Annotated in this window: 20 protein-coding genes; 15 read left to right on the top strand and 5 right to left on the bottom strand. The window is 52.0% G+C overall.

Annotated features, from left to right (window positions below):
* The first annotated feature begins 11 nt into the window (after positions 1-11).
* From TK_RS07350 to TK_RS07295, 12 genes are all read left to right on the top strand, one after another.
* Positions 12-890, top strand: a complete 879-nt coding sequence (locus TK_RS07350) for an MEMO1 family protein (protein ID WP_394295121.1) — start codon at positions 12-14, stop codon at positions 888-890.
* A gap of 36 nt (positions 891-926) precedes the next feature.
* The gene (locus TK_RS07345; protein WP_011250427.1) at positions 927-1,301 is read left to right on the top strand and encodes a type VII toxin-antitoxin system MntA family adenylyltransferase antitoxin; all 375 of its coding nucleotides are present in this window, start codon (positions 927-929) and stop codon (positions 1,299-1,301) included.
* Positions 1,298-1,720: a type VII toxin-antitoxin system HepT family RNase toxin gene (locus TK_RS07340; protein WP_011250426.1), complete on the top strand. Its 423-nt coding sequence runs from the start codon at positions 1,298-1,300 to the stop codon at positions 1,718-1,720. The genes TK_RS07345 and TK_RS07340 overlap by 4 nt, the downstream gene beginning before the upstream one ends.
* A complete protein-coding gene (locus tag TK_RS07335; RefSeq protein WP_011250425.1) occupies positions 1,717-2,730 on the top strand; it encodes a mevalonate kinase in 1,014 nt (337 codons plus the stop codon). The genes TK_RS07340 and TK_RS07335 overlap by 4 nt, the downstream gene beginning before the upstream one ends.
* A complete protein-coding gene (locus TK_RS07330) occupies positions 2,727-3,515 on the top strand; it encodes an isopentenyl phosphate kinase (protein ID WP_011250424.1) in 789 nt (262 codons plus the stop codon). The genes TK_RS07335 and TK_RS07330 overlap by 4 nt, the downstream gene beginning before the upstream one ends.
* Before the next feature lie 5 nt (positions 3,516-3,520).
* Positions 3,521-4,276 (top strand): molybdopterin-binding protein, encoded by a 756-nt coding sequence (locus TK_RS07325; protein ID WP_011250423.1) that lies wholly within the window; start codon positions 3,521-3,523, stop codon positions 4,274-4,276.
* An 81-nt stretch (positions 4,277-4,357) separates the two neighbouring features.
* Positions 4,358-5,035, top strand: a complete 678-nt coding sequence (locus TK_RS07320; protein ID WP_011250422.1) for an aspartate/glutamate racemase family protein — start codon at positions 4,358-4,360, stop codon at positions 5,033-5,035.
* 47 nt (positions 5,036-5,082) lie between these two features.
* Positions 5,083-6,207, top strand: coding sequence for a type 2 isopentenyl-diphosphate Delta-isomerase (fni, locus tag TK_RS07315; protein WP_011250421.1), 1,125 nt, complete (start codon positions 5,083-5,085; stop codon positions 6,205-6,207).
* A gap of 134 nt (positions 6,208-6,341) precedes the next feature.
* On the top strand, positions 6,342-7,676 hold the full coding sequence (locus TK_RS07310; RefSeq protein ID WP_011250420.1) for an RNase J family beta-CASP ribonuclease: 1,335 nt from the start codon (positions 6,342-6,344) through the stop codon (positions 7,674-7,676).
* A gap of 69 nt (positions 7,677-7,745) precedes the next feature.
* The gene (locus TK_RS07305) at positions 7,746-8,777 is read left to right on the top strand and encodes a polyprenyl synthetase family protein (RefSeq protein WP_011250419.1); all 1,032 of its coding nucleotides are present in this window, start codon (positions 7,746-7,748) and stop codon (positions 8,775-8,777) included.
* A gap of 67 nt (positions 8,778-8,844) precedes the next feature.
* Complete coding sequence (locus tag TK_RS07300; protein WP_232500570.1) at positions 8,845-9,495, top strand: DUF3267 domain-containing protein; 651 nt, start codon at positions 8,845-8,847, stop codon at positions 9,493-9,495.
* A 35-nt stretch (positions 9,496-9,530) separates the two neighbouring features.
* Entirely contained in the window at positions 9,531-10,850 is a 1,320-nt protein-coding gene (locus TK_RS07295; RefSeq protein ID WP_011250417.1) for a M20/M25/M40 family metallo-hydrolase, read from the top strand.
* Here TK_RS07295 and TK_RS07290 read toward each other — a convergent pair whose 3' ends face one another.
* Positions 10,851-12,218 (bottom strand): ATP-binding protein, encoded by a 1,368-nt coding sequence (locus TK_RS07290; protein WP_011250416.1) that lies wholly within the window; start codon positions 12,216-12,218, stop codon positions 10,851-10,853.
* 25 nt (positions 12,219-12,243) lie between these two features.
* Positions 12,244-13,065 carry a class I SAM-dependent methyltransferase gene (locus tag TK_RS07285; RefSeq protein WP_011250415.1) on the bottom strand — a complete coding sequence of 274 codons (822 nt, stop codon included), beginning with the start codon at positions 13,063-13,065 and terminating at the stop codon, positions 12,244-12,246.
* A gap of 323 nt (positions 13,066-13,388) precedes the next feature.
* Between TK_RS07285 and TK_RS07280 the strand changes: the two genes are divergently transcribed.
* Both TK_RS07280 and TK_RS07275 read left to right on the top strand, forming a co-directional pair.
* Positions 13,389-14,570 carry a hypothetical protein gene (locus tag TK_RS07280; RefSeq protein ID WP_048053731.1) on the top strand — a complete coding sequence of 394 codons (1,182 nt, stop codon included), beginning with the start codon at positions 13,389-13,391 and terminating at the stop codon, positions 14,568-14,570.
* A 66-nt stretch (positions 14,571-14,636) separates the two neighbouring features.
* Positions 14,637-15,011, top strand: a complete 375-nt coding sequence (locus tag TK_RS07275) for a hypothetical protein (RefSeq protein WP_048053730.1) — start codon at positions 14,637-14,639, stop codon at positions 15,009-15,011.
* Between the two features lie 32 nt (positions 15,012-15,043).
* Here TK_RS07275 and leuS read toward each other — a convergent pair whose 3' ends face one another.
* The 3 genes from leuS to TK_RS07260 all read right to left on the bottom strand — a co-directional run bounded on the left by leuS (position 15,044) and on the right by TK_RS07260 (position 23,290).
* Positions 15,044-17,947 (bottom strand): leucine--tRNA ligase, encoded by a 2,904-nt coding sequence (leuS, locus tag TK_RS07270; RefSeq protein WP_011250412.1) that lies wholly within the window; start codon positions 17,945-17,947, stop codon positions 15,044-15,046.
* Positions 17,948-18,142: 195 nt separating this feature from the next.
* Positions 18,143-21,883, bottom strand: a complete 3,741-nt coding sequence (locus TK_RS07265) for an Eco57I restriction-modification methylase domain-containing protein (protein WP_158298054.1) — start codon at positions 21,881-21,883, stop codon at positions 18,143-18,145.
* A 213-nt stretch (positions 21,884-22,096) separates the two neighbouring features.
* Entirely contained in the window at positions 22,097-23,290 is a 1,194-nt protein-coding gene (locus TK_RS07260; RefSeq protein WP_011250410.1) for a hypothetical protein, read from the bottom strand.
* A gap of 433 nt (positions 23,291-23,723) precedes the next feature.
* Between TK_RS07260 and TK_RS07255 the strand changes: the two genes are divergently transcribed.
* Positions 23,724-24,911, top strand: a complete 1,188-nt coding sequence (locus TK_RS07255; protein WP_011250409.1) for a magnesium transporter — start codon at positions 23,724-23,726, stop codon at positions 24,909-24,911.
* The last annotated feature ends 21 nt before the right edge of the window (positions 24,912-24,932 follow it).

Raw genomic sequence — 24,932 nt, 5'->3', positions numbered from 1 at the left:
GGGTGATGGAGATGGTGGTAAGGTATCCCGCTGTAGCTGGAAGCTTTTATCCCGCTGACGAGGAGCTAGTCCTCATGCTGGAGAGGTTCTTCAGCGACCTCGGCGAGGAGGGGAATGATAGAAGGATAACCGCAGGTGTTGCGCCTCACGCGGGCTACATATTCTCCGGCTACACGGCGAGCAGAACCTATAAGGCCATCTTTGAGGACGGTCTTCCGGAGACGTTCGTGATCCTCGGGCCGAACCACACCGGCCTCGGCTCTCCGATAGCGGTTCACCCTCCGGGCACTTGGATAACGCCGCTCGGCGAGATTGAGGTCGACGGCGAGCTTGCCAGGGAGATAGCAAAAATCTCAGGCATAGCTGACCTTGACGACCTCGCTCACAAATACGAGCACTCCATCGAGGTTCAGGTTCCGTTCATACAGTACCTCGCGGAGAAGGCAGGAAAGGAAGTCAAGATCGTCCCGATAACACTCGGTATTCAGGACGAAGACGTTGCCGAAGACCTTGGGAGGGCCATCTTCGAGGCGAGCAGGGAGCTAGGAAAGGACGTGGTGGTCATAGCGAGCACTGACTTCATGCACTACGGCCAGATCTACGGCTACGTGCCCTTCAGAGCGAGGGCGGACGAGCTCCCCCACAGGATAAAGGAGTGGGACTTCAGGATAATAAGGAGAATCCTCGACTTCGACGTAAGGGGGATGTTTGAGGAGATAAGGGAGATGAACCACACCATGTGCGGGCCTGGCGGTGTAGGGACTGCAATAGTCTACTCCCGCCTCGCTGGTGCGGTCGAGGCTGAGCTTCTCCACTACACAACGAGCTTTGAGGTGAGCCGCTCAACAGAAGCAGTTGTCGGGTACGCGAGCATAGTCTTCAGGCGCTAGCGAAAGTGTGATAAGCCCTTTTCCATATTTTCTACTATGAACCTCGACGAGGCCGTTGCCAGAATCCTCCAGCTTGGTGGAGATAAGGTCAAGTTTATAATCCTCTTTGGCTCGAGGGCGAGGGGAGACGCTCGCAAAGACAGCGACTACGACCTCTGCGTTTATTACGAAGGGAACGAAAAGGAGGCCTTCAGGTTCAGGGTGCTCGTTCTGGGAAACCTTCCGGACAAATATGACGTTCAGATCTTCCAGCTCCTTCCTCTGCCCCTGAAAAGGGAGTGCCTCAAGGGGAAGATTCTCTTCTGTCGCGACGAGACTTTTCTCTACGACCTCGCCTATGAGGTTTTGAAGGAGTGGGAGGACTTCAAGCGCTATTATTACGACTACCTCGGCCTGGAGGCGATAGAATGAGGGTTGAGCTGATACGCTCGAAGATCGAGGAAATACTAGAAAGCCTGAAGCTGGTTGAAGAGCACCTGCCAGAGGACTTCGAGACCTTCCAGTCGCTGGGTCTCATAAAGGACGGGATTTACAAGCGCGTTGAGTTTGCTATACAGAACGTCATCGATATCTGCGCAATCATAAACTCTGACCTAAAGCTGGGAATCCCTGAGAAGGAAGAGGACGTATTTGAAGGACTTGTTAGAGGAGGGATCATCTCCAAGGGGCTGGCCCAAAAGCTGAGGCTCATGAAGGGCTTTAGAAACGTCTTGGTTCATAGATACGGCAGGATAAACGATGAACTTGCCTTTGAGGCACTTCGCGAGCATCTAGATGACATTTATGAGTTCATTGAGACTATAGAGAAGTTTTTGGAGGGTCAAAAATGAGCGTTAAAAGGGTTCTTGCCTCGGCACCGGCTAAAATTATCCTCTTTGGAGAGCACAGCGTTGTTTACGGAAAACCCGCCATAGCGGCTGCCATAGACCTGAGGACGTACGTCAGCGCCGAGTTCAACGATACGGGAGCGATAAAGATAGAGGCCCATGACATAAGGACTCCAGGCCTGATAGTTTCCTTCACCGAGGACAGCATCTACTTCGAGAGCGACTACGGAAAGGCCGCTGAAGTTCTCGGCTACGTCAGGCAGGCGATAGAGCTCGTAAGGGAAGAAGCGGACGTAAACGGGAAGGGCATAACCGTCTCGATAACCTCCCAGATTCCCGTCGGCGCTGGTCTTGGAAGCTCTGCTGCCGTTGCCGTTGCGACCATCGGGGCGGTCTCAAGGCTCCTCGGCCTCGAGCTGAGCAACGAGGAGGTTGGAAAGCTCGGCCACAAGGTTGAGCTCCTCGTCCAAGGCGCATCGAGCGGCATCGATCCAACAGTTTCCGCCATAGGCGGCTTCATACACTACCAGAAGGGGAAGTTCGAGCACCTTCCCTTCATGGAGCTTCCACTAGTCGTTGGATACACAGGTTCGAGCGGGTCCACGAAAGAGCTCGTTGCAATGGTCAGGAAAAACTACGAGGAGATGCCAGAGATATTCGAGCCGATATTGAACTCAATGGGCAGGCTCGTTGAGAAGGCCAGGGAAGTCATCACCTCCGACCTCGACAGGGAACTGAAGTTCCAGACACTCGGGAAGCTAATGAACATAAACCACGGCCTCCTCGATGCTCTTGGCGTCTCGACCAAGAAGCTCAGCGAGCTGGTTTACGCTGCCAGAACCGCCGGCGCTCTTGGAGCAAAAATTACCGGTGCTGGTGGCGGTGGCTGTATGTACGCCCTCGCCCCTGGGAAGCAGAGCGAGGTGGCAACGGCCATAACCATAGCCGGCGGAACGCCGATGATAACGAAGATAAGCAGGGAGGGCATGAGGATTGAGGAGGTGGAAGAGTGATACTCATCAAGATCGGCGGTAGCGTCTTCAGTGATAAGAGGGGGGAGCCAGAAAACTTCAGGACGGACGTCGTTGAGGAAATTGCAAGAGAGCTGGCTGAGTTCTATCCCGATGAAAAATTCGTTATAGTCCATGGGGGAGGCAGCTTTGGACACCACTATGCTAAAGAGTACTCCATAAGAGAGGGGCTTTCCGGGAGCTGGGGGATTGACAGCTGGAGGAGACTCGGCTTTTCACTAACTCATCAGTCAATGCTTAGGGCCAATTCCAAGTTCGTTGAGATATTTACTGACCACAACCTTCCAGGGTTTTCAATATCCACTTCCTCCCTGTTCATAACGGAAAGAGGGGAGATACTCTACGCCGACATAGAGGTCATTGAGAAGCTCCTTGAGCTGGATTTCATTCCAATCCTCTTCGGTGATGTTTCCGTTGATGTCGCCCAGGGAATAGACATCCTCTCAGGCGACCAGATAATGGCGTACCTCACGAAAATGCTCAAGCCGAAGAAGGCGATATTCCTCATGGACGTTGACGGCATCTACGACGGAAAACCTGGCGAGGGGACTCTCATTCCGGAACTTGCCCGCGAGGAAGTTCCTGCCCTCCTTGAAAGGCTTCATTGCACCGCCGCCGGGACAGACGTTACCGGGGGGATATGCAACAAGCTGAGGAAAGCCTACGAGATGGCCCACTACTCTGAAGTCTGGTTCGTGAACGGTAAAGTTCCTGGCAGGCTGAGCGGGGCTATTAGGGGGGACGGCTTCGGAACGAGGCTGAGGTGAGGGGTATGTTCGCCGAAGTCCTCACCATCGGCGATGAGCTTTTGACCGGCCACACCGTCGACAGCAACTCTGCCTTCATAGCCTCGAAGCTGACCGAGCAGGGCTACTGGGTGAGGAGGATAACGACGGTCGGAGACGACGTTGAGGAGATAAAGGCCGTCGTTGGGGAGATACTTGCAAGGAAGCCTGAGGTTCTCGTCATCAGCGGCGGCCTTGGTCCGACTCACGACGACGTTACAATGTTGGCCGTCGCTGAAGCTTTGGGCAGGAAGCTCGTCCTCTGCGAGAAGTGCCTTGAGAGGATAAAGGCCTTCTACGAGAAGCTCTACAGCGAAGGCTACATAGACGACCCGAGTCTGAACGAGGGGCGGAAGAAGATGGCCTATTTGCCAGAGGGGGCGGAGCCGCTTGAGAACACTGGGGGAGCCGCGCCCGGAGCTTTCATCGAGCATAAGGGTGTGAAGATATTCGTCCTTCCAGGTATGCCAAGGGAAATGAAGGCCATGCTTGAGAAGGAAGTCCTTCCAAGACTTGGAAGAAGGAAGTTCCTTCAGAGAAAGTTTCTGGCAGAGATAACCGACGAGAGCAAGCTGGCTCCCATTCTCAGGGAGGCGCTTGAGAGGTTCAATGTCAGAATTCACTCCTCTCCCAAAGGCTTTGGGAAGTACATAGGGCTGATAATTTTTGCCGAGGACGAAGGAGAACTGGAGAAAACCGTTGAGTACCTCGAAAGCAGGGGAATAAGGCTGGAAGAGGCCTGACCTTCACTTCCTTCTTTTCTTGAAATCCCTTTCATTGGAAAGACTATTAACCATTTCTGTCCACTTGCGTTGGTGATCCCGATGAAATGGATAGGTCTCATCGGCGGAACAACCCCTGAATCAACCGAGTACTACTACCGCAAATACATCGAAATATCGAGGGAGCTCTTCGAGCCCTACTTCTTCCCGGAGCTGGTTGTTTTCTCGATGAACTTCAAGACCTTCAAGGACAACCCGCGCGGCTGGGAAGGGAGGAAGGAGATGCTCATCGAAGCGGCTAAGGCCCTTGAGAGGGCCGGAGCGGAGGTAATCGGCATCGCCGCGAACACGCCGCACATAGTCTTCCCGGACGTTCAGGAGGCCGTGAACGCTGAAATGGTCAGCATAATAGATGCAGTTGCGGAGGAGGCAAGGAGACGCGGCCTTAAAAAGCTCCTCTTGCTCGGAACAAAGACCACGATGGAAATGCCGTTTTACAGGGAGGCTCTCGAAAAGAAGGGCTTCCAGGTTGTAGTTCCAGACGAGGAAGAGCGCGAGAGGGTAAACTCGATAATATTCAACGAGCTGGCCCTGGGCAAGCTTGAGAGCAAGCCGTACCTCGTTGAGCTGATTGAAAAGTACGCCCGGGAAGGCGTTGAGGGTGTAATCTTGGGCTGTACTGAGCTCCCGCTGGCAATAAAGCCCGGCGACGTCGGCATAGAAGTCCTCGACAGCGCAGAGATTCACATGAGGGCGCTCATCGAGAAGGCGATGGAGTGAGCGGAAACTTCTTTAACTTCTTTTCCTCTATTCCTTCGGTGGTTGTAATGGGGGAGTTTGATAGGGAGGAACTCACGATCATCAGGAAGTTCGAGCACATAGAGCACTGCCTCAAGAGGAACGTCCAGGCGCATGTCACCAACGGTTTTGAGGATGTCCACTTCGTCCACATGAGCCTGCCCGAGATTGACAAGGATGAAATCGACCTGAGCGTCGAGTTTCTTGGGAGGAAGTTCGACTATCCGATTTTCATCGCTGGAATGACCGGCGGAACGAAGGGTTCACAGCTCGCGGGGAGGATTAACAAAACCCTTGCCAAAGCCGCCCAGGAGCTCAACATTCCGATGGGCGTTGGCAGTCAGAGGGCCATGATAAGGAAGCCCGAGACCTGGGAGAGCTACTACGTTAGGGACGTTGCTCCCGATGTGTTTCTCGTTGGAAACCTCGGTGCTCCTCAGTTCTCCGAGACAATCAGGGAGCGCTACGGCCTTGAGGAGGCGCTTAAGGCCGTTGAGACGATCCAAGCCGATGCCTTGGCCATCCACATGAACCCGCTCCAGGAGAGCGTCCAGCCCGAGGGGGACACACAGTACAGGGGCGTTTTGAAGGCTTTAGCAGAGCTGAAGGCCGAGTTTCCGTATCCGATAATCGCGAAGGAGACCGGGGCAGGGGTCTCCATGGAGGTCGCGGTGAGGCTTGAGAGCATAGGTATCGACGCCATCGACGTGGGTGGCCTCGGCGGGACGAGCTGGAGCGGTGTGGAGTACTATCGTGCGAAAGATGAGATCGGAAAGGACTTAGCCCTTCGCTTCTGGGACTGGGGCATAAAGACCGCCATCAGCGTTGCGGAAGTTAGGTACGCCACAGAACTCCCGATAATAGCCACAGGCGGGATGAGGGACGGCATAGCGATGGCGAAGGCTTTAGCGATGGGAGCCACCTTCGCGGGTGTTGCTCTGCCACTCCTCAAGCCGGCCGTCAAGGGCGATGTTGAGGGCGTGATAAAAATCCTCAGGCGTTACATAGAGGAGATAAGAAACGCCATGTTCCTCGTCGGGGCCAGAAATGTCGAGGAGCTGAGAAAGGTTCCGCTCGTAATAACGGGCTTCACAAGGGAGTGGCTGGAGCAGAGGATTGACCTGCCCTCTTACTTGAGGAACAGGGGCATCTGATTTCCGTCCTTTGCGCTTTCCCTCTTTCTTCTCGTACTTCTTTCAAATGCACACCTTTTTAAACCCATGACAACAACTATGAGCAACGCAGCCCCACGCCTCGAGAGGGGCCTGGGGCAGGAGGAGGATTAGGCATGATTAGAGTTTACACAATCAGCGGCTACGAGGAAGTCGGTAAGAACATGACCGCCGTCGGCTATTCTGACGGCAGGAAAGAGGAAGTCGTTATAATTGACATGGGCATAAGGCTCGACCGCGTTCTCATCCACGAGGATGTCAACATTCAGCAGTTCCCGACCAAGGAACTCCAGAGGCTCGGCGCAATACCCGATGATTCAATTCTGAGAAACAAGAAGGTCGTGGCGATAACGTTCACCCACGGCCACCTCGACCACATTGGAGCGGTCGGGAAAATAGCACCTCACTACCCGGACGTTCCGATATACGGGACTCCTTACACGATAAAGCTGGCCAAGAGCGAGGTCAAGAGCGAGCAGTACTTCGAGGTCAAGAACCCGATGTACGAAACGGAATTCGGCGAGATAGTCCAGGTGAGCGAGAACCTGGCGATAGAGTTCGTACGGATAACTCACTCGATACCTCAGGCGGCGATGGTGGTTGTCCACACTCCCGAGGGTGCGGTCGTCCACACCGGCGACTTCAAGTTCGACAACAACAACCCGCTCGGTGAGAGGCCTGACTACAAACGCCTAAAGGAGCTCGGCAAGGAGGGCGTCAAGGTTCTCATAGCCGAATCAACCCGCGTCGCAGAGCCGACTAAGACACCGAGCGAGGCCGTTGCCCAGATGCTCTTGGAAGACTTCTTCCTCTACGAGGGTATGGACGAGAAGGGTCTCATAGCGACCACCTTTGCCAGCCATATAGCCCGTCTCCAGGAGCTTATCTGGATAGCCAACAAGATGGGCAGGCAGGCCGTCTTCGTTGGCAGGTCTCTGGCGAAGTACACCGGAATAGCCAAACAGCTCGGCCTGATAAAGATGAAGGGAGCGAGGGCAGTCAGAAGCCCGAATGCCATAAAGAAAGTCCTCGCTGAAGTCTCTGGAGCGAGGGAGAACTACCTCCTCGTTGTTACGGGCCATCAGGGTGAACCGGGGGCAGTATTGACCAGGATGGCCAACGGTGAGCTCTACGACATAGGAAAGCAGGATACGGTCGTTTTCTCCGCTGGAACGATACCGAACCCCCTCAACAGGGCCCAGCGCTACATCCTGGAGACAAAACTCAAGATGAAGGGCGTCAGGATGATAAAAGATCTCCACGTCTCCGGCCACGCGAGCAGGGAAGACCACCGCTACCTCCTCAGGATGCTCAACCCTGAGAACATCGTTCCGGCCCACGGCGAGTTCAGGATGCTCACCCATTACGCCGAGCTTGCCGAGGAAGAGGGCTACCTGATCGGCAGAGATGTCTTCGTGTCGAGGAACGGATACACGGTTGAGATTGAGTGAGGGTAAAACTGATAAAGGATACCTTCTCTCTTTTTTCAGCTTCACTTTCATTGCTCACGGGGTGGTATCATGGGAAAGTACGATGAGCTGTTTGCAAGGATTAAGGAGAAGGCGAAGGACGTTGATAGGGTCATTCTCGAACTTGTTCCCGAAAAGGAGCCTCTTGAGCTTTATAAAGCTGCTAGACACTACCCTCTTGCAGGTGGAAAGCGCGTTAGGCCCTTCGTCGTCCTCCGCGCGGCCGAGGCAGTTGGCGGCGACCCGGAGAAGGCCCTCTATCCGGCGGCTTCCGTTGAGTTCATCCACAACTACTCCCTCGTTCACGACGATATAATGGACATGGACGAGCTCAGGCGCGGCAGGCCGACCGTCCACAAGCTCTGGGGAGTGAACATGGCAATCCTCGCCGGCGATCTGCTCTTCAGCAAGGCTTTCGAGGCGATAGCCAAAGCGGAAGTCCCAGCCGAGAAGAAGGCGAGAATCCTGGATGTTCTCGTCAGGACTTCCAACCTTCTCTGTGAAGGCCAGGCCCTCGACATAGAGTTCGAGACGAAGGAAGAGGTCACCGTAGAGGAGTACCTCAAGATGATAAGCGGCAAGACCGGCGCGCTCTTCCAGGGCTCGGCAGAGATAGGTGCAATAGTGGGCACGGAGGACGAGGAGTACATCGGGGCCCTCTCAAAGTGGGGCATGAACGTCGGAATAGCCTTCCAGATATGGGACGACGTCCTCGATCTGATTGCCGACGAGGAGAAGCTCGGAAAGCCCGTTGGAAGCGACATAAGGAAGGGTAAGAAGACGCTCATAGTGAGCCACTTCTTTGAGCACGCGAGCGAGGAGGACAAGGCCGAGTTCCTGAAAGTCTTCGGCAAGTATGCTGGCGATGCTAAGGGCGATGCGCTGATACACGACGAGAACGTCAAGGAGGAGGTCGCGAAGGCCATCGAACTCCTCAAGAAGTACGGCAGCATAGACTACGCGGCAAACTATGCCAAGAACCTCATCAGGGAAGCGAACGAGGCCCTCAAGGTTCTCCCTGAGAGCGAAGCCAGGAGAGACCTTGAGCTTCTCGCGGAGTTCCTCGTCGAGAGGGAGTTCTGAGGCCTCTTTCTCTCACTCACTTGTTGGTCAAAATCTTTTTAACTTTCCATCGTTAGTTTGTGCTGGAATGGCGATGGGGGAGGACGTTTCGGGAGGAGAATTTGACATCTTCAAGTACTACAACGACGTCATAATCCTATCCCTGCTTCTGCTCATAGGCTCTGCCCTAACAGCACCCTGGCTTGAAGTGTCGTTTCGTTCATACTGGGATACCCTTTACTACCTTGCTCTTCCGCTCGTCCTTACCGTCCTTCTTCACGAGGGGTTTCACGCCCTTGTGGCAAAGCTCTGCGGCGCTGACGTCGGCTTTGGGATCTCAGCCAAGTATGGAATGGTTACGCCTTACATCAGCTTTAGGACTCCCTTGACAGTTAAGAAAGCGAGATACGTGATAGTGGCTCCTATTTTAATTTCCATTGCTGCCTTCTTAGTCTCGTGGCTTACTCGCTCTCCCTTCTGGGCACTCCTATACATCTTCAACACCGCTGGAATGGCGGGGGACTTTTTGATACTCCTCGTGCTCTCAAAGATGCCGTCTGAAGCCCCTGTGTGGGACGAAGGCACAGTTATGAAGTCGGAAATTGAATTTCCTGAACCTTATCCGATCTGGGTCTCCAAAGGATTAGTTCTGCTCCTTGTTTTGGTTATCCTGGTTATTGCGGCAAACTTCAGGGTGGAGGTTGAGGTAGTCTATGTCTCAAACCAGACCAACCCTTAAATATCATTTCGACGTCTATCTTAACGGTGGTTTCGATGGACGTTCTCGAACTCCTCTCAAGCCTTGTGTCCTTTGAGACTGTGAACGACCCGGCCAGGGGGATAAGGCCTTCCAGGGATTGCCCGGCCTTCATAAGGGATACGCTCGCATCGTGGGGGATAGAGAGCGAGCTGATCGAGCGCGACGGCTACTACGCGGTCTACGGTGAGATTGGGGAAGGAAAGCCGAAGCTCCTTTTTATGGCCCACTTCGACGTCGTGCCCGTAAACAGGGAGGAGTGGGAGACCGATCCCTTCAAGCTCACAGTAAAAGGAGACCGCGCCTACGGAAGGGGCAGTGCCGACGACAAGGGCAACGTTGCCTCAATAATGCTCGCACTGAAGGAGCTCTCGAAGGAGAAGCTCGATGGAAAGGTTCTCTTTGCTTTCACGGGCGATGAGGAAATCGGTGGCAGGATGGCGATGCACATAGCTGAAAGGCTTGCTCAAGAGGGAAAACTTCCCGAGTACATGGTGAACGCCGACGGGATTGGAATGAAGCCGATAATCAGAAGGAGGAAGGGCTTTGGAGTTACCGTGCGCGTCCCCTCGGAGAAAACAATGGTTAAGGGCACTATTAAGCGTGAGATCTTCAGGATAAGGACGCCCGTGCTGGAGACGAGGCACGCCGCCTACTTCCTCCCCGGCGTTGATACACACCCTCTCATAGCGGCCTCGCACTTCCTCCGGAGCAGAGAGGCTTTCGCCGTTTCGCTCGAAGGAAAGTTCCTCAAGGGCAACGTCGTGCCGGGTGAAGTGACCCTTACGTACGTTGTTCCCGGCGAGGGTGAGGAAGTCGAGGTTGACGTCGGCCTCACGAGGCTCCTCAAGGCGGTGGTGCCCTTCGTGAGGGCTCCGATAAAAGCGGAGAAGTACAGCGACTACGGCGTCTCGATCACGCCCAATCTGTATTCCATCAAAGACGGGAAGCACATCCTCAAATTTGACGTGAGGGCGATGAGCCGCTTGAAGGACGAGATTGAGCAGGCGATGAGGGAAGTGGCGGAGTTCAACCTTCCGAAGGCGGAGATAGAGGTTGCCACCAATGAAAAGGCGGGCTACCTCTTCACCCACCCGGAGGAAAAGATCGTCAGAGTGACTCTGGAAGTCCTTGAGGAGCTCGGCGAGAAGGCGGAACCGGTGGAGGGGCCTGGAGCGGCAGACTCAAGGTTCTTCACGCCCTACGGGGTGAAGGCGATAGACTTTGGCCCGAGGGGAGGCAACATCCACGGCCCGAACGAGTACGTTGAGATAGACTCGCTCCGCAAGATGCCGGCGCTCTACGCTGAGCTGGCGAGGAGGCTGGTGAGGGAGTAGTCAGCGCCCTTCCTCCCCAACTTCATTGAAATCCTCGAGGTCAAAGACGAGGTAGCCTTTCTCTCTGAGGCTCTCTTTTCCTTCTATCCTCTTCCCGATCAGTCCGAAGTAATTCCCTGGTATTCCCGTGAGCTCCGCTTTTCTTTCAAGGTCTTTCAGGATTCCCCTCGCTTCCCTTTCGCTCAAGTTCTTCCACTTGGCCTCGAAAAAGCCCGCTTCCCCTGTGATGCTGTTGAGGGCAACCAAGTCGATCTCCTCCCCCTTGTGCCACCACCTTCCGAGCTTCGTAAACCTGAAGGGCAGCTTTCCGAGACGGTTCATCCTGATCAGGAACTGTCCGGCAACGCTCTCGAAGACCTCGCCGAGGTAGCGGTTGAAGTCGCTCTGGAAGTCCTCGAAGCTTATTGCTCCGATCTCTATGTCATCGCGGTAGGGGTAGACAAAGCGGAGCCAGAAGCGGTGGTAAAAGTCTTTCACCCTGTAAACACCGCGCCCGCGCTTTCTCTGGTTTATCGGGTACTCCTTCTTTACGAGGTCGAGGGTCTCAAGAACTTTGAGGTACTTCGGGAGGTTCGTCACAGCGACCCTCGTCTCATTAGCTATCTCCGTGAGCTTCGCCTTTCCGTCGTTTATGGCCTTCAGGATGTTGAGGTACGTAGTCGGCTCCCTCAGCTCGTCTTTCAGCAACCTCTCGGCGTCTTCATAGAGGACACTCACCCGGTTGTAGAAGTTGTTCTCGATGTTTTTCTCCACTGAAAGAGAGTCATCGAAGTACTGGAAGTAAGCTGGAATTCCGTCTATAGTTCCATAGACCTTAACGAGCTCCTCCCAGCTGTAGCGCGGGAAAGCCTCCTTCAGGTGGAAGAATTCAAGGGGACGGAGCTTTATCTGACCAGTCCTCCTGCCGTAGAGCGGGTTCTTGTAACTCATAAGGCTCTCCATCGTCGAGATCGAAGAACCGAGCAGAACGAGAAAAACCTTTGAGTCCTTCAGCACCTCATCCCAGATGTACTGGAATGTTGAGGGAATCCCCTTATCTTCCTCAACCCAGTAAGGGAACTCGTCTATTACGAAGGCTATCTTTCCGAACTCTTTTACTCTCTCAAAGAACTCCTCAAGGTTCTCAGCCTCGATGAAGACGTTGAACTTCCTGTTGAAGGCCCTTACGAGCCTATCCAGCTCAAGCTCCATCGGCTCTTTTTTAGCTAGGAAGTAGAAGGCCTTCTTTCCATTTATGAACTGCTTCACAAGCTCGGTCTTTCCCACCCTTCTCCTGCCGTAGATGAGGACGAGGTGAGCCTTGTCCTGGGCGTAAAGCTCCTCAAGTGCCCGGAGCTCCTCTTCCCGATCGATGAATTTTAATATCATGGTATTTAATATCGCGTTATTAATTTTAAGGGTTTCGGTTGACCTCGCTTTCGGCAATCAGCCATCCCACGGGTGGATGTTCGGCTCCGTTCTTCCACTTTTCATAGGCCCTATCCCAGCGCTCCAGGAGTTCAGTGCGCTTTTTCTCGTCTTTTATCTGCGATACGTACTCCCGCGGTATGTATGCGAGGTAGTGCGGCAGGTTGGGCTCGAAGGTTCCGCTCTCAACGATCCGTCCTCCGGCGCGCTCCACAAACTCCTCCAGCTTTTCCAGCGGGAAGTAGTGCAGGTCGTCCTTCTCACCGAACAAAGCCTCGAATATCTCCTGCCTCAGGTTGTACAGCTCAAGGTGTGCCCTCTGGCGCTCGTTGTTTGCTATTGGGAGGCTCTCGGCTATGAAAACTCTATCAGAAACGCGGAGCATCTCAGATATGACCTTTACGATGGTTTCTTCGTTTTTCAGACTTCTGATGCCGTGGACGAGAACTGCCAGGTCAAACGCTTTGAATGGAAAGGGCAGCTCTCTCGCGTCGAGTTTCATGGGGATTATCCTGTGTTTCAGTCCAGCAACGGATGTTATTTCCTCGAAGAAGTGCCAGCGGGCTTTATCCACGGCAACTACCCTACCGGTCTCATCAACGAGGTAAGCGAGCGGAACTGTTGTTATCGCGTGAGCACCACAGCCGATTTCGAGGACGTTCATGCCTTCTCTTAGGGGCGCGAACCTGAGGACACGGAATCGTTCGAGCATTTCAATATGCAACCAGTTGGGAGGCAAAGGTGGCTCGTTCCGGGGTGGGATTTTGGAAAGGATCTCTTCTCTAAACTTTTCTTCGTTGGCAGGCATGGAGAACACCAAAGAGAGCTAAAGAACCTCTGTTTAAAGCGTTTTTGGGAAAATGTTTTATAAGGCGGTGTTGAATTAATGGCAGGGAGAAATTTTGGAGTTTCAGGGTTTCTCCCAAAAGGCTTGATTTAATAAGTCTCTACGGCTCACTTACATCCCCATGCAACACTTTTTACTCACGGCTTATTTTCCCAGAGAAGTCGGAATTTTAGAAGTATTAATAAAATTACTATTGGCATAGTCATTTTAAAAACTTTGAATAGTAAAGTTTATAAATGTGTCTGTCGCAAAATATAGTGCAAACAACTGTAAGAGGTGCAAGCATGAAGTGGAAACCCTTGTTCGCAGTCCTGCTGGGGCTACTTGTGGTTGGCAGCGTAGTACTTGCCGAGGTTCGAGGGTATGAAGAGGTTGGAGTTTCTCCATCGCCTCAAAAGGAGCCCTCATTGCCATTGCCAGTCCCAGGGGATAATGTTGCATTGAAAACTTTTTCCGGAAAATCCAGTACACAAATGGCTGAACAGTTTTTGCAGAAATATTGGGATAGACTAACACTTAGGATAAACCTTGAAGAGTTCAGTAATGCTACTTTCGTTGGTATTGCCCTGAGAAGACTTCCCTCAGGAGCGTATGCCCCATTGTATTACCTCGGGTACGATGTTAAGGCCTCGGATGTTGAAGTCATGACGAAAAGCTTCTACATTGAGGCCAGAAAGTTCGGAAAGCTCCCTCTCAAAGTTAGAGGTGCGCTCGCAGATGAACCCCCAAGAGAGTGGACGTCAATAGGCCGGATTAGCACGGTGACTACATCAGAGGAAATAACAACCAGAGAGGGGCACAAAGTTCATGTGTACAACAAGCTTGGTGCTGATTTTTGGGTAGCCGAAGCAAGAATGGGATATTATTACTACGTCTACATGAGCCATGAGGCAAAAGTGCCCAGTGAGAGAGATTTCCCTAAGAATTTCCGAGTGGCAGTTAAGGAGGTCAGAGAAAGGGCAACGATCCTTAATCCCTCACCTGAACAAGCCTACTTTGGCGTGGGGAGTTTCAGGCCAGAAGGCAGTGGTTCTTCATCAGAGCCAACCGTCACTTGGGGCTTAAATATAGGGATCGACGCTAAGGGCCTTCCAAGTGCAGCAGCAGGCTTCAGTGAGACTTACACTAAGGGGCTCATTTTCAAATGGTACACGGACGACATCGATGCCAACCGCGATATTGAATTTCAGTTTTATGACCTGAAGAAAAAAGGGTTACTGAGCAGCTCTCCCGCGTGGGGCAAAATATTCGTGGCACACCCTGTTGTTGTCCCATTCGTTAAAAAGGGAACACCATTCCACATGATAGAGCTTAAGCTAAGGGGTGAAGCAGAGTTCGTTTATGAAGAGGATGTTATCATCTGCTTGGGCTACAATTGTTGGGTTTCCCACCCAAGGCACACCGTCCAAGCACCTCCAATTGAATTCACAGTGGAAATGTACCCATGGTTCATAAACAGGAGGTGATATTGCTTTAGTTATTCATTTCAACAGGCTACTGTGTACACTCAAAGAATAAAAAGGTGGGAGACGGTGGAAAGGTACTTATCTGAAGTCCTATTTACCTTTTTTGAAGATATGCTTCTCATTTATTTTTTAGGAGTGATAGCAGGTCCAGTAATCTATTCTTTGATAAGTCCTCTAGCGTGGATTAAAGGGAACTCCCTAGAGCTCGCATTCTCCATTGCTATTGCATTGTGGGGAGTCTCAATATTTCAGCGTGGAACTCTGTCGGTCCTTAACGGCAAATTACCAAGATTCACTGCCCTGATTCTCGTTGTTATAATCCCAATTATGTTTATTCTCGGCTATTGGCCAGTTGCAAGCCTTCTAGTGGGATTCTTAGGAGGCTACACAGAGTACCAAAACAAAGAATCGGGAGTACAGGGAACTGTTTCAGGGAGTTGACCAAACTTAGAAAAAAAAGAAGAGAAACCCCCTCACTCCACAAACACCGCGGGCTTCAGCGGCATGGCCTGCTTCTTCTTTCCGCCCCTGTCCTCCTCCGGGTTGATGATTATCTCGATGCCGAGCTCCTTCTCGATGAAGTCCTTCGCTTCCCTAAGGGCCTTTTCTTCGTCTATGCGCTTCACCTCGAAGGCCCTTTCCTTTATGAGCCTCTGTATGAGCTTGCTAACTTCCTTGCCGTGCTTCCTCATCTCAGGGTCCTTCATCAGCTCTGCCATCGCCGCCTTGAAGTCCCTCTTTTCAGCAACTACCTCAACGACCCTCCACTTCCACTCTGGAGCGGTGTATATGTATGCCCTCTTCGGGTTCTCTATCTTTGCGACTGTTATGATCTCCTTGATGTCCTCTATGAGGGACTTGACAAAGTCTTCCTCGGCCTCAACCGTCTCGTTCCACCACTCCGGAACCGGCTCGGGCCAGGGAGCGAGGCTGACGAAGCCCTCTCCGCCGAGCTTCTCCCAGAGCTCCTCGCTGATGTGAGGCGTGAACGGGGCCATCAGCCTGACCCAGACGTCGGCGAGCGTTCTCAGGACATAGCGCTTTGCATCGTCGTCCCTTCCCTCCGTTCTCCTCAGGTACCAGCGGAGGTCGTTGAGGACGGTGTAGAACGCCCACTGCACAGCGGTTCTCGTTCTAAACTCCTCAAGGGCTTTGGTTGCTCCTTCAATGGCCTTGTTCAGGCGGTGGAGCATCCACCTGTCTATGTCCTTCAGCTCGACGCCTTCCTTGGCCTCGTACGTGGCGAACTCGCTCACCAGCTCGTAGAACCTCTCGACCTGCTTCCTCAGCTTGCCCACTTCCTTCCTCCTCCAGTCGAAGTCGCTGTCGTGCTCGGCCAGGCCCATTATGTAGAGCCTCACAACGTCGGCGCCGTTCTCCTCGATTGCGTCAATGAAGTTCAGCACGTTGCCCTTGCTCTTGCTCATCTTCTGGCCTTCCAGCGTTCCGAAGCCGTTTACCGCTATTCCCTTGGGCCAGTGCTTTTTATCAAAGATGGCCACGTGGTTGAAGATGAAGAACGTCAGGTGGTTCGGGATTAGGTCTTTGGCCGAACAGCGCCAGTCGAGCGGGTACCAGTACTCGAACTCTTCCTTCATCTCGTGGATGGTCTCCGCCGGAATCCCCGTCTTCTCGCTCAGTTTCCTCTCCTTCTCCTCGCTGAAGGGCTCGCGGAAGATGTAGTCGAAGAACTCCCTGTCGAGCTTCTCGGCGTCGAGTTTACCTTCCTTCCTCAGCTGGTTGATGTGTCTGCTTATGGTGTAGTAGGCCATGTAGATCGTCGAGTCGCTAAGGCTCTCGATAACCCAGTCCGGGTCCCACGGGAGCGGTGTTCCAAGGCCAACCTTCCTGGCACAGGCCTTCTTGTCCAGCCAGTCTATAACTGCTTCAAACTGCGCCCTCCTGCTCTCGGGGTAGATGGTCATATTAGCAAGTGCTTCCCTCGCCTTGGCCTTCCACTCTGGGTTTCCGTAGTCTATGAACCACTGGTCGTGGATTATCTTGATGACGGCCTGGTTTCCGAAGCGGCTTATGACAGGTTTGTCGGCGAACTCGTACATTATCTCGGCGATGCCCTTCTCCATCATTTCCTTGGCAACAAGCTCCTTGACCTCTTGCACGGGTTTTCCGGCGTAGGGCTCTATCTTGAAGATTCCCTTGTGGTACTCGGCCTTGTAGATGTTCTTGGTCGCCTGCTCCAGCTTCTCCTTGTCCTTCTGGCTCTTGACTCCGAGCCTCTCGGCCTCTTCAACAGCCGGGAACTCGCCGTAGCCCTCTAGGCTTATCAGCGAGATGTAGCTTATCTCCTCCACGACGCGCGGGTCGATGTCGTACTTGAGCAGTATCTCGGTCTCCTTCTTCAGGTCTTCGAGGGCTATGTGGTCGAAGGGTGCGTGGGCTGGGACACTCATGACGACGCCCGTGGCGTTGTCAGGGTCAACGAACTCGGCTGGCAAGATTATAACCTCGTCACCCGTCACCGGATTCTTGACGTACTTTCCGATGAGCTTCTCGCCCTTGAACTCCTCGATGACCTCTATCTCCCTGTCCTGGAAGGAGAGCTTGTAAGCTGCTTCCTTGCTGACGATCCAGAGTTCCTCCCTGTCGCCCTTCCTCACCTTTGCCTTCACGTAGGTTGCCTCTGGGTTCAGCCACATATTAGTGACTCCATAGACTGTCTCGGGCCTCAGGGTCGCGGCTGGCAGGTAGATGGTCTCGCCGTTCTCCTCAAGGATGAACTTGATTATGACGTATTCGAGTATCTGGACGTCCTCACCCTCCATTATGTCGTGGTCACCGAGGGGAGTGCCCACGACAGGATCCCACCTGACCCTGTGGGCGCCCTTGACGACCAGCCCCATGTCCTTGAGCGTCCAGAACTGCCACTCTATGAACTTGCTGAAGGGCGGGAAGAGGCTGGTTGTGTGGAACTCCCTCGTCCAGTCAACGGAGAAGCCGGCCCTTATGAATGTCTCCTTCGCGGCCTTCATGAAGTACTTGACTATCTCCTTCGGGTCTTCGAACTTCCACAGTATCTCTTCGGGAACCTTGTAAACGTCGCGGTAGATGTGGATTGTCTTGGGGTCGCGGTTCTTTATCCTCTCGGCGATACCGACTATCGGCGCGCCTGTGATGTGCCAGCCCATCGGGAACAGCACGTTGTAGCCCTGCATCCTCTTGAAGCGGGCTATAACATCGGGTATTGTGTACGTCCTCGCGTGGCCGACGTGAAGGTGGCCCGAGAGGTATGGGAACGCAACCGTTATGTAGAACTTCTTCTCCTTGGGCTTTGCCTTCCTGTCCGGCTCAAAAACCCTCGCTTCCATCCAGCGCTTCTGCCACTTCTCCTCGATGGCCTTAAAGTTAAGCTCAGCCATGGCTATACCTCCTCAAAAGTTTTTCAAAAGAGCGCGCGATTCAGAGTCCAGAATAGGGGGGCCATTTAGGTAATCAGAGCGAAACGCCCGCTGAACGGTGGAGAAGGTACTCCCCCCTCATCGGCATCGGAGCGAGTAGCAGTTTTGGGTATTTAAGTTTTTTGGAAAAGTGACATCGAGAGTAAAAAGATAAAGTCAGAGGTGCCTGACGACGGAGTCAATGTAGTCCTGAGTTTTGTTAAGGTTTCTGAGAACGATCCTAGCCTCTTCAGTACTCAGTCCATAAAGTTTGAAGACGAGAGCGTCGAGGTATGCCTCGTTCTCTCTAACGAGCTCCAGAAATGAAGTTAGGTGCTTCACACCGGCCCTTTGCTTAACGGTTTTAACGATCCTCCTTGTTTCCTCGGGATCATTTCCTATGGTGAGGACTCTTGTTTTGTTCAGGATGTCCTTGAGGTTTTTGACCCTCTGCCTCGATTCGAGGAGTTCGAGCATCGAAAGATAAACGTGTTCGAGTATCTCCTCGTCCCCCTCAAGCTCGAGAATGGGCGTGAGCATGTCCCACTCCCTTCCGAAGAGCCTTAGAGTTCCGTCCTTCAGCTCAAGCTCAAAGCCTTCGTATTCCATTTCTTCATTCGAGATGAGTCTCACATCCGTGAAGAAGAGCTTTTCAGGCGGGAGCTTTCCGACGCCCTTCTTCCAGCCTTCGATGAGCTTTCCTAGTGTGGTTCCCTTGTTAGCCAGCTTTTTGCTCCACTCCCTCCACAGGGATTTTACTACGTAGTGCTTTTTAAGGAGGGCGATTATCTCCTCGACGGTGTCCTCTATTTCCTCCTTGAGGGTTTTTTCCTCATCGGTTGAGGGGAGTTTGATTGGAAGGTCTTTTATTGATGCCCTTCCATAAGAGTAGAATCCACCCTCGAACTCGCTTCCTATTTGCTTTACACGCCAGTCAAGGAGTGAACTGTTAAGAAGCGCTCCAATGAACTGCAGGGAAATCCTATCTTTGTAATCGTCCTTTATCAGGACACCATAGCCTCCTGCGGTTCCGCCACCGACAAAGTAATAGTCTCCGTTTTTGTCAAGTGCAAAGCGAGGTTCACTTGAAAGAACGCCCGTTATTAATTTTGGAAGTTCAAACTTTTCGTGATTCTTCTCATAAACATAGCTGTACCATTTTGGAGAACCTTTAAGGCTACCTCGCTCTCTCCCTTCAAGCTTTTTTCTAACCTCTGAAATGTTTAAATACTCCCAGATCCTTGGATATTTGCTCGCAAGCTCCTCGATAGGTATTAGCTCTGCTTTTCTTTCACCGTTTACCAGATGTACTTTGTACGGGAACAGGATGAGATAACGATATTCTGGGATCATCCAGCGTCTTATTTCCTCTCCTTTCAGGAGAGGATGGAGTAGATCTTTTTCAAGCCTGTGTTCTTGGTTCGTAATCTTTGAGTGGACTATGTAGTAGTTACCACTCTCCCCAACGTATTCGAGAATGTAAACTGGGTCAGCACTTGTTTGAAGCCCCACAAAGATATCGGTAACCTCTCCCAGCCTCTTGCTTCCATTGTAGATCTTTTCCACGATCTTCTTCTCCTCCTCGGTCAAAAACACCCAGGGCTTTTCGGAAAGCTCCTTGGTGGGAACTTTGATGACGCTCAACCTTTCCGAGTTCCACTTGTCCGGCTCATTCACGGCCCTGAGCTGGTCAACGGTTTCCTTCAGCTCCTCCACCTTGGCATAGGTTAGCTTATCGTTCCTCTCCTTCCTCAGAACAAGTATCATGGTGTACGTCGTTGCTCCCTTGAAGACCTGTTCATCGCCGAAGTCAATGATTAACCTGACGGCTCTCTCCCTTGACAAAAGTCCCCTGAGTTTTTCACCGTAATCTATTTTCATCCACTTCTTGGTGACTATGAAGCCAAGCTCTCCGCCTTCCCTAAGCAGGTTGTAGCCCCTCTCAATGAATGGAATTGCCAAATCGTAGTTCTTGTGTGCGCTCTCGTAGAACCTGTTCAAGAACTCCACGTACTCAGGGCTCTCCTTCTTGAGGTTCTGTATCCTGACGTAGGGCGGGTTGCCGACTATGAAGTCAAAACCTCCTCTAAGCGAGCCATCCGGATTGAAGAAGGCCATGAAGAACTCCAACGGGTGGTGAATAAATCTGTTGTTCAGGGCTTCGGCCTTCTCTCCAAGCTTCTCCCTCAACAGCTCCCGATACCTTTCATCGAGTTCTCCTCTGAGGGTTTCCTTTATCTCTTTGATCTCGTTAAGAACCTCCAGGTCTTCGGGGTTCTCGATGAACTTCTCCCACAGCTCCATAAGCTTTCTTACTTCTTCCCTGCCCTCCAAAATCTTGGGGTCAGCAAAGCCGAGTAGCGAGTCCCCGCTCACGAGATTCAGGCTCAGGTTTGGAAGGACGTGCTCATTTTCTCCTAGGTTATCCCAGCGGAAGGCCTTGGGGTTGAGCTTTATGAGCTCTCTCCAGAGGTTCATCTTGGCCACTTCAACGGCGTTCTCGTCGAGATCAACCGCAAAGACGTGCCTCAGAACCATCTGGGACATTAGAATCCTCTCATCACTCGGGAAGAGCTCTCTCATTTTTGCTATGCCCTCTATGATGTCCTTTCTCTGGACGAGGGCGGAGAGATCTGAGGTCTTCTTGCCGATCAGTTCTTCTTCCTTTTTCTTCAGCTCGTCAATAACCGCCGAATATGTATCCCAGAGCCCCCTGAGAACTTTGATGAGGAACGAGCCTGAACCCGAGGCGAGATCTGCTACTTTAATCTCAAAAAGCTCTTTGCTGAGCCTTTCCGCAGTCTCAAAGTCGTTCTCCCGTATTGCGGTTGTTATTCCTTCCTTAAGCTCGTTTAGTCTTTTCCCAAGGGTTTCCTCGACTATGAACTGGGTAACGTACTTGGGGGTGTAGTAGATTCCCTTCTCCTTCCTCTTTTCAGCCAGGTATGTCTCATAAGCTCTTCCAAGGATGTCCTCGTCTATCTGGCTGTAGTCGTACTGGGTTATGCCCATCTTAAGACCGGTCTCCTGCCACGGGGCGAATCCAAGGACGGTCTCTAAGGCCTTGTAAAAGCGTGCCCAGTTCTCGGGTTCATCTTTTATAAACTCAATCAGTCTGTCTGAGAAAAGCTCTGTGTCATACAATGGGTAAAAGAAGTCGTTTATCTCCCCGAGGAACTTCTCTATGAAGGACTTGTAATGCCTCCCCGCTACTTCGGGCTTCTCTTTATGTCTCTCCGCCAGCCGAATTCTGTCGGAGAAGCCCATCCACTTCTTATAGAGCCAGTTGAACTCAACGACCCCATAATCGTCGAGAGTCTGAATGAATATGAATTTGTTAATGAGATGCAAAATCAGGTGCATCTTGATTCTCTCGTCTGTTTTGAACTCAACATCCTCGAGGGTCTTTATCCACTCACGTAGGCTCTTGAAAAATCTGTTGTCAAGCTCCCCTTTTTGTATTCCGTGTTCCTTCCTCTCAAGAAGATCGTAGAGGCTCCCATACTGCTCTATGTCATGGACGAGGTCAATAAAAGTAGCGTAGTAAAACGGTTCGGATTTTCTTATTATCGTTTTGGAGCTGAAGAAGTACCACTCGTAGAGATTCGTCAACACGACAAATCTGGACTCTTCAGAAAAAACATATTTCTTTATTTGCTCCTCATGCTCTTTCCAGTTTAAGTCAGTTCTCAGAAGCTTGTTCCTTCTAAGTTCGAAGAGACGTTTGAATTCGACGATGATTTTCCTACCGAGGGAATCCCTCAACACCAGATCCACGTAGCCTGAACCTATCCTTACTTCTGGGGAGCCTCTAACTCCGAGAAGCTTCATTATCGGGGCTCCCTTGTAGAAGAAGTTCTGCCTCAGGCTTTCTTCGGGCTTGGCCCTCTCAACTATCGCATCCAGGTACTCAACCATGTCCCGAGTTTTAAGTTCTCTTTTTACTTCGTTAAGCGAGTCAAGAGGGATAGAACTCATTTCCACGAGCTTTTCTAAATCTGATGTGAGCAATTTAATCTCATCCACAGTTCTTCACCAGAAATACTGAAAAGCAAGGGGATATAAGTTTTGCTGGACAGACATACTGGGGGCTTTAACTTCCCCTGAATTGAATAAAGAGAATAAAGAATATCAGGCGTGCTTAACTATGAAGCTCTCAACGTCTTCGAGCAGGTCGAGGGCTATGAGCAGGTGGGCCTTGGCCTCGGCTTTCTTTCCGCGCTTGAGGAGCTCCGCGCTGAGGCGAACCTCCTGGGCTGCTGTCTTGAGCTTGAGCTGGGCGGTCCTGGTGTCAACTCCCTTTCTGTGGGGCTCAGCGAGTGCCCTTGCGTCCTTTCCAATGCGCTCGTTGAGCTCTCCGATGAGCTTGGCCATGTTCTTTATCTTTTCCTTGACTTCAACTTCGTGGATCTTCCTCTTGGTCAGTTCAATGGCCTTGTGGAACTTTCCTATTGTCTCCTTGTTGGCGGTTATAACGTCGAGCGCTTCCGTGTAGTTGCCCTGGTCGGCCAACTCCTTGACTTGCTCGTAGACTGCCTGGAACTCTTCCAGCATCTCCTGGAGCTCAGTAACGTTTCTACCGCTAGCATTTGCCTTCTCTATGACTCTCTGGGCGAACTTCATTGCGTTCTCCCCCCTTCTGAGGAAAGCGTTTACTATTTTGTCAGCGTTTGCGTAGGCGAGCTCCTTCCTTATCTCCACCAGTTTCTCATCGAGCCCCTTCTTGAGCTCCCTTGCTACCGCTAGGTCTTCCTTGGCTTTCTCAATGTCTTTGTTCTTTATGTCTTCCATGACCTGCCTGTAGGCTTCCTTTGTCTGATTAAGGAGCTGGGGTGCGTCTCCAACGTCTATCCCTTCTTCCTGGGCCTTTCTGATGGTCTTCTCAGCAGCCATGAAATAGCCCTGCATCCTCCTGAGCTCCTCCTGGAGCCTCTCCCCGACATCGTTTCTCACGTTCTTGACCTTCTCGAGGATAACCTTGTAGTGCCTCATGGCAAGGATGCCGTTTGCTATTGCACCCTCGTAGTTTCCATTCTGGTAGTCCTGGATGGCAGCCTCACGGTACTCCTCTGCCTTCTGGTAGTGCTCGAAGACCGTTGAGTTCTCGCTGACGTTTGCCTTCTCAATTATCGTTGATGTTACATTGTGGAGCCTCTCAAGGGCGGAGACTATGTGTTCTGCTACAACCTGCGTCTCGGTGGTACTGTTGTCCTGAATCTCCGGCGGCAGTGGGGCCGTCCCGGCCTCGTCTGCAAGTGCCATCCCTGCCGGGACTATGCTTCCCAGCAGGAGGCCTATTATCAACCATACCTTCAGCCACCTCATGGCCGTCACCTCGATAGTGTGTAGTACTGAACTCCTATTTTAGGGACACGGTGAAAAAGCCCCTGAAACGCACGTTTCAAATGTTTAAGAATGGTTTTGAGCTTTGTTGGGCTAAAGACATTAAAAAACAAGTAGTTTAATTAAATGGAACGCTGAGGACCGAGCTGGAACAGAAATTTGGATGGGTTTGATTGTTCTCTACTGCCCTTTTGGTTGGCCAAACCAATCTTATTGGGACATTCGCCTATGGTTCAGAAGGTGGCAATAATCAGTCAAATACGCTGAACAGTCAAACTTAGGGGGCTGTGTGGGCTATCTACTGGCCTAAAATTCAATATGAAAGCGACAAAACGTTTTTATACGCCCTGAAAAAAGTTGAGGTGATAGCAAACAGTGTTCCAAAGGAGGGAAGCGGCAATGGAGGGTGATGGAAATGGCAGTAGTCCGCGCTTGGATATCAGAGGAGTTCAGGGAGTTCATAAGGGAAGTAATGCTCGCTTCGTTTCCAGCGCTCCTGCTGTGCCTCCTGCTGGACTTCTTCGCGGGAGCTTTTCTAGGTAAGTTCTTCGACAAGATTATGAACGAATACCCCATAATCCTCGTTATTCTTCCCGGCCTCATGGGGCTCAGGGGAAACATCTACGGCTCGCTTGCCTCCCGCTTCACTACAATGCTCCATCTTGGTGAAATGACACCTACAATCAAAGACAGAAACGTCACGAAAAACGTTTTTATCTCAATCATCCTCTCTCTCGTCCCAGTTCTGATACTCTGGAGCATAGGTGCGATTAAAATAAGGAGCCTCGAGATAGCGATTGCCGTTCTGCTCATAATCATAGCCTCGACTGTTTTTGCCGGCATAGTGCTCGGCTACATAACGGCCCTCGCAACGATAATCCCCTTCAAACATGAGATTGACCCTGATGCCGTAGCGGCCCCCATAGTCACTTCCGCCGCCGACCTGATAACCGTTCCCCTCCTCGTCAGCTTTATGCTCCTCTATGAAAAATTTTCAGTTGAGTTCTACGCCCTCTTCGCGGCGGGGCTGGTTCTCCTCGGACTGCTCGCCAAGTTCTCAAAGATAGAGAAAAGCGATAGGAGAGTGCTCGCAGAAGTACTTGGGGTTGTGGGTGCCCTAGCACTCCTGTCTAGCGTCTCAGGAGGCCTCCTTGAGACTTACAGCGGGCTGATCTACGCCTCGGTGATATTCAGCGTCATGTATCCTGCCGTCCTGGCCACAACCGGCAACCTGGGCGCGATAATCGGTACAAAAACATCCACAAGGATCCACCTCGGAGAGCTGGAAGGCTTCCTCAACAGAAAGATTCTGGTTGAGATCCTCGTTTACAGCGCTGTGGGTGCGCTGCTGGGTTTGCTGGCCAACATCATAGCCATCCTCGTTGTGAAGGTGACCCTTGGAGCCAGAGTGGGTCTGGTAAAGCCTTTCCTGGTTCTCTATCCGATCCTCATCTTCGGCGTGATGTGGATGGCCTACTTCATGGCAATAATCTTTGACAGGACCGGCCTCGACCCGGACAACGCCACCGTGCCCACGATAACGACCATAGCCGACATAATCTCCACCCTCTTTATCGTTGCCGTTGCCCACATGATCGTCTAGCCCCGAAAAAGATTAAAGAGG

Source organism: Thermococcus kodakarensis KOD1, from assembly GCF_000009965.1.
Taxonomy (GTDB): domain Archaea; phylum Methanobacteriota_B; class Thermococci; order Thermococcales; family Thermococcaceae; genus Thermococcus; species Thermococcus kodakarensis.
This window is presented reverse-complemented; position numbering and strand designations above follow the sequence as displayed.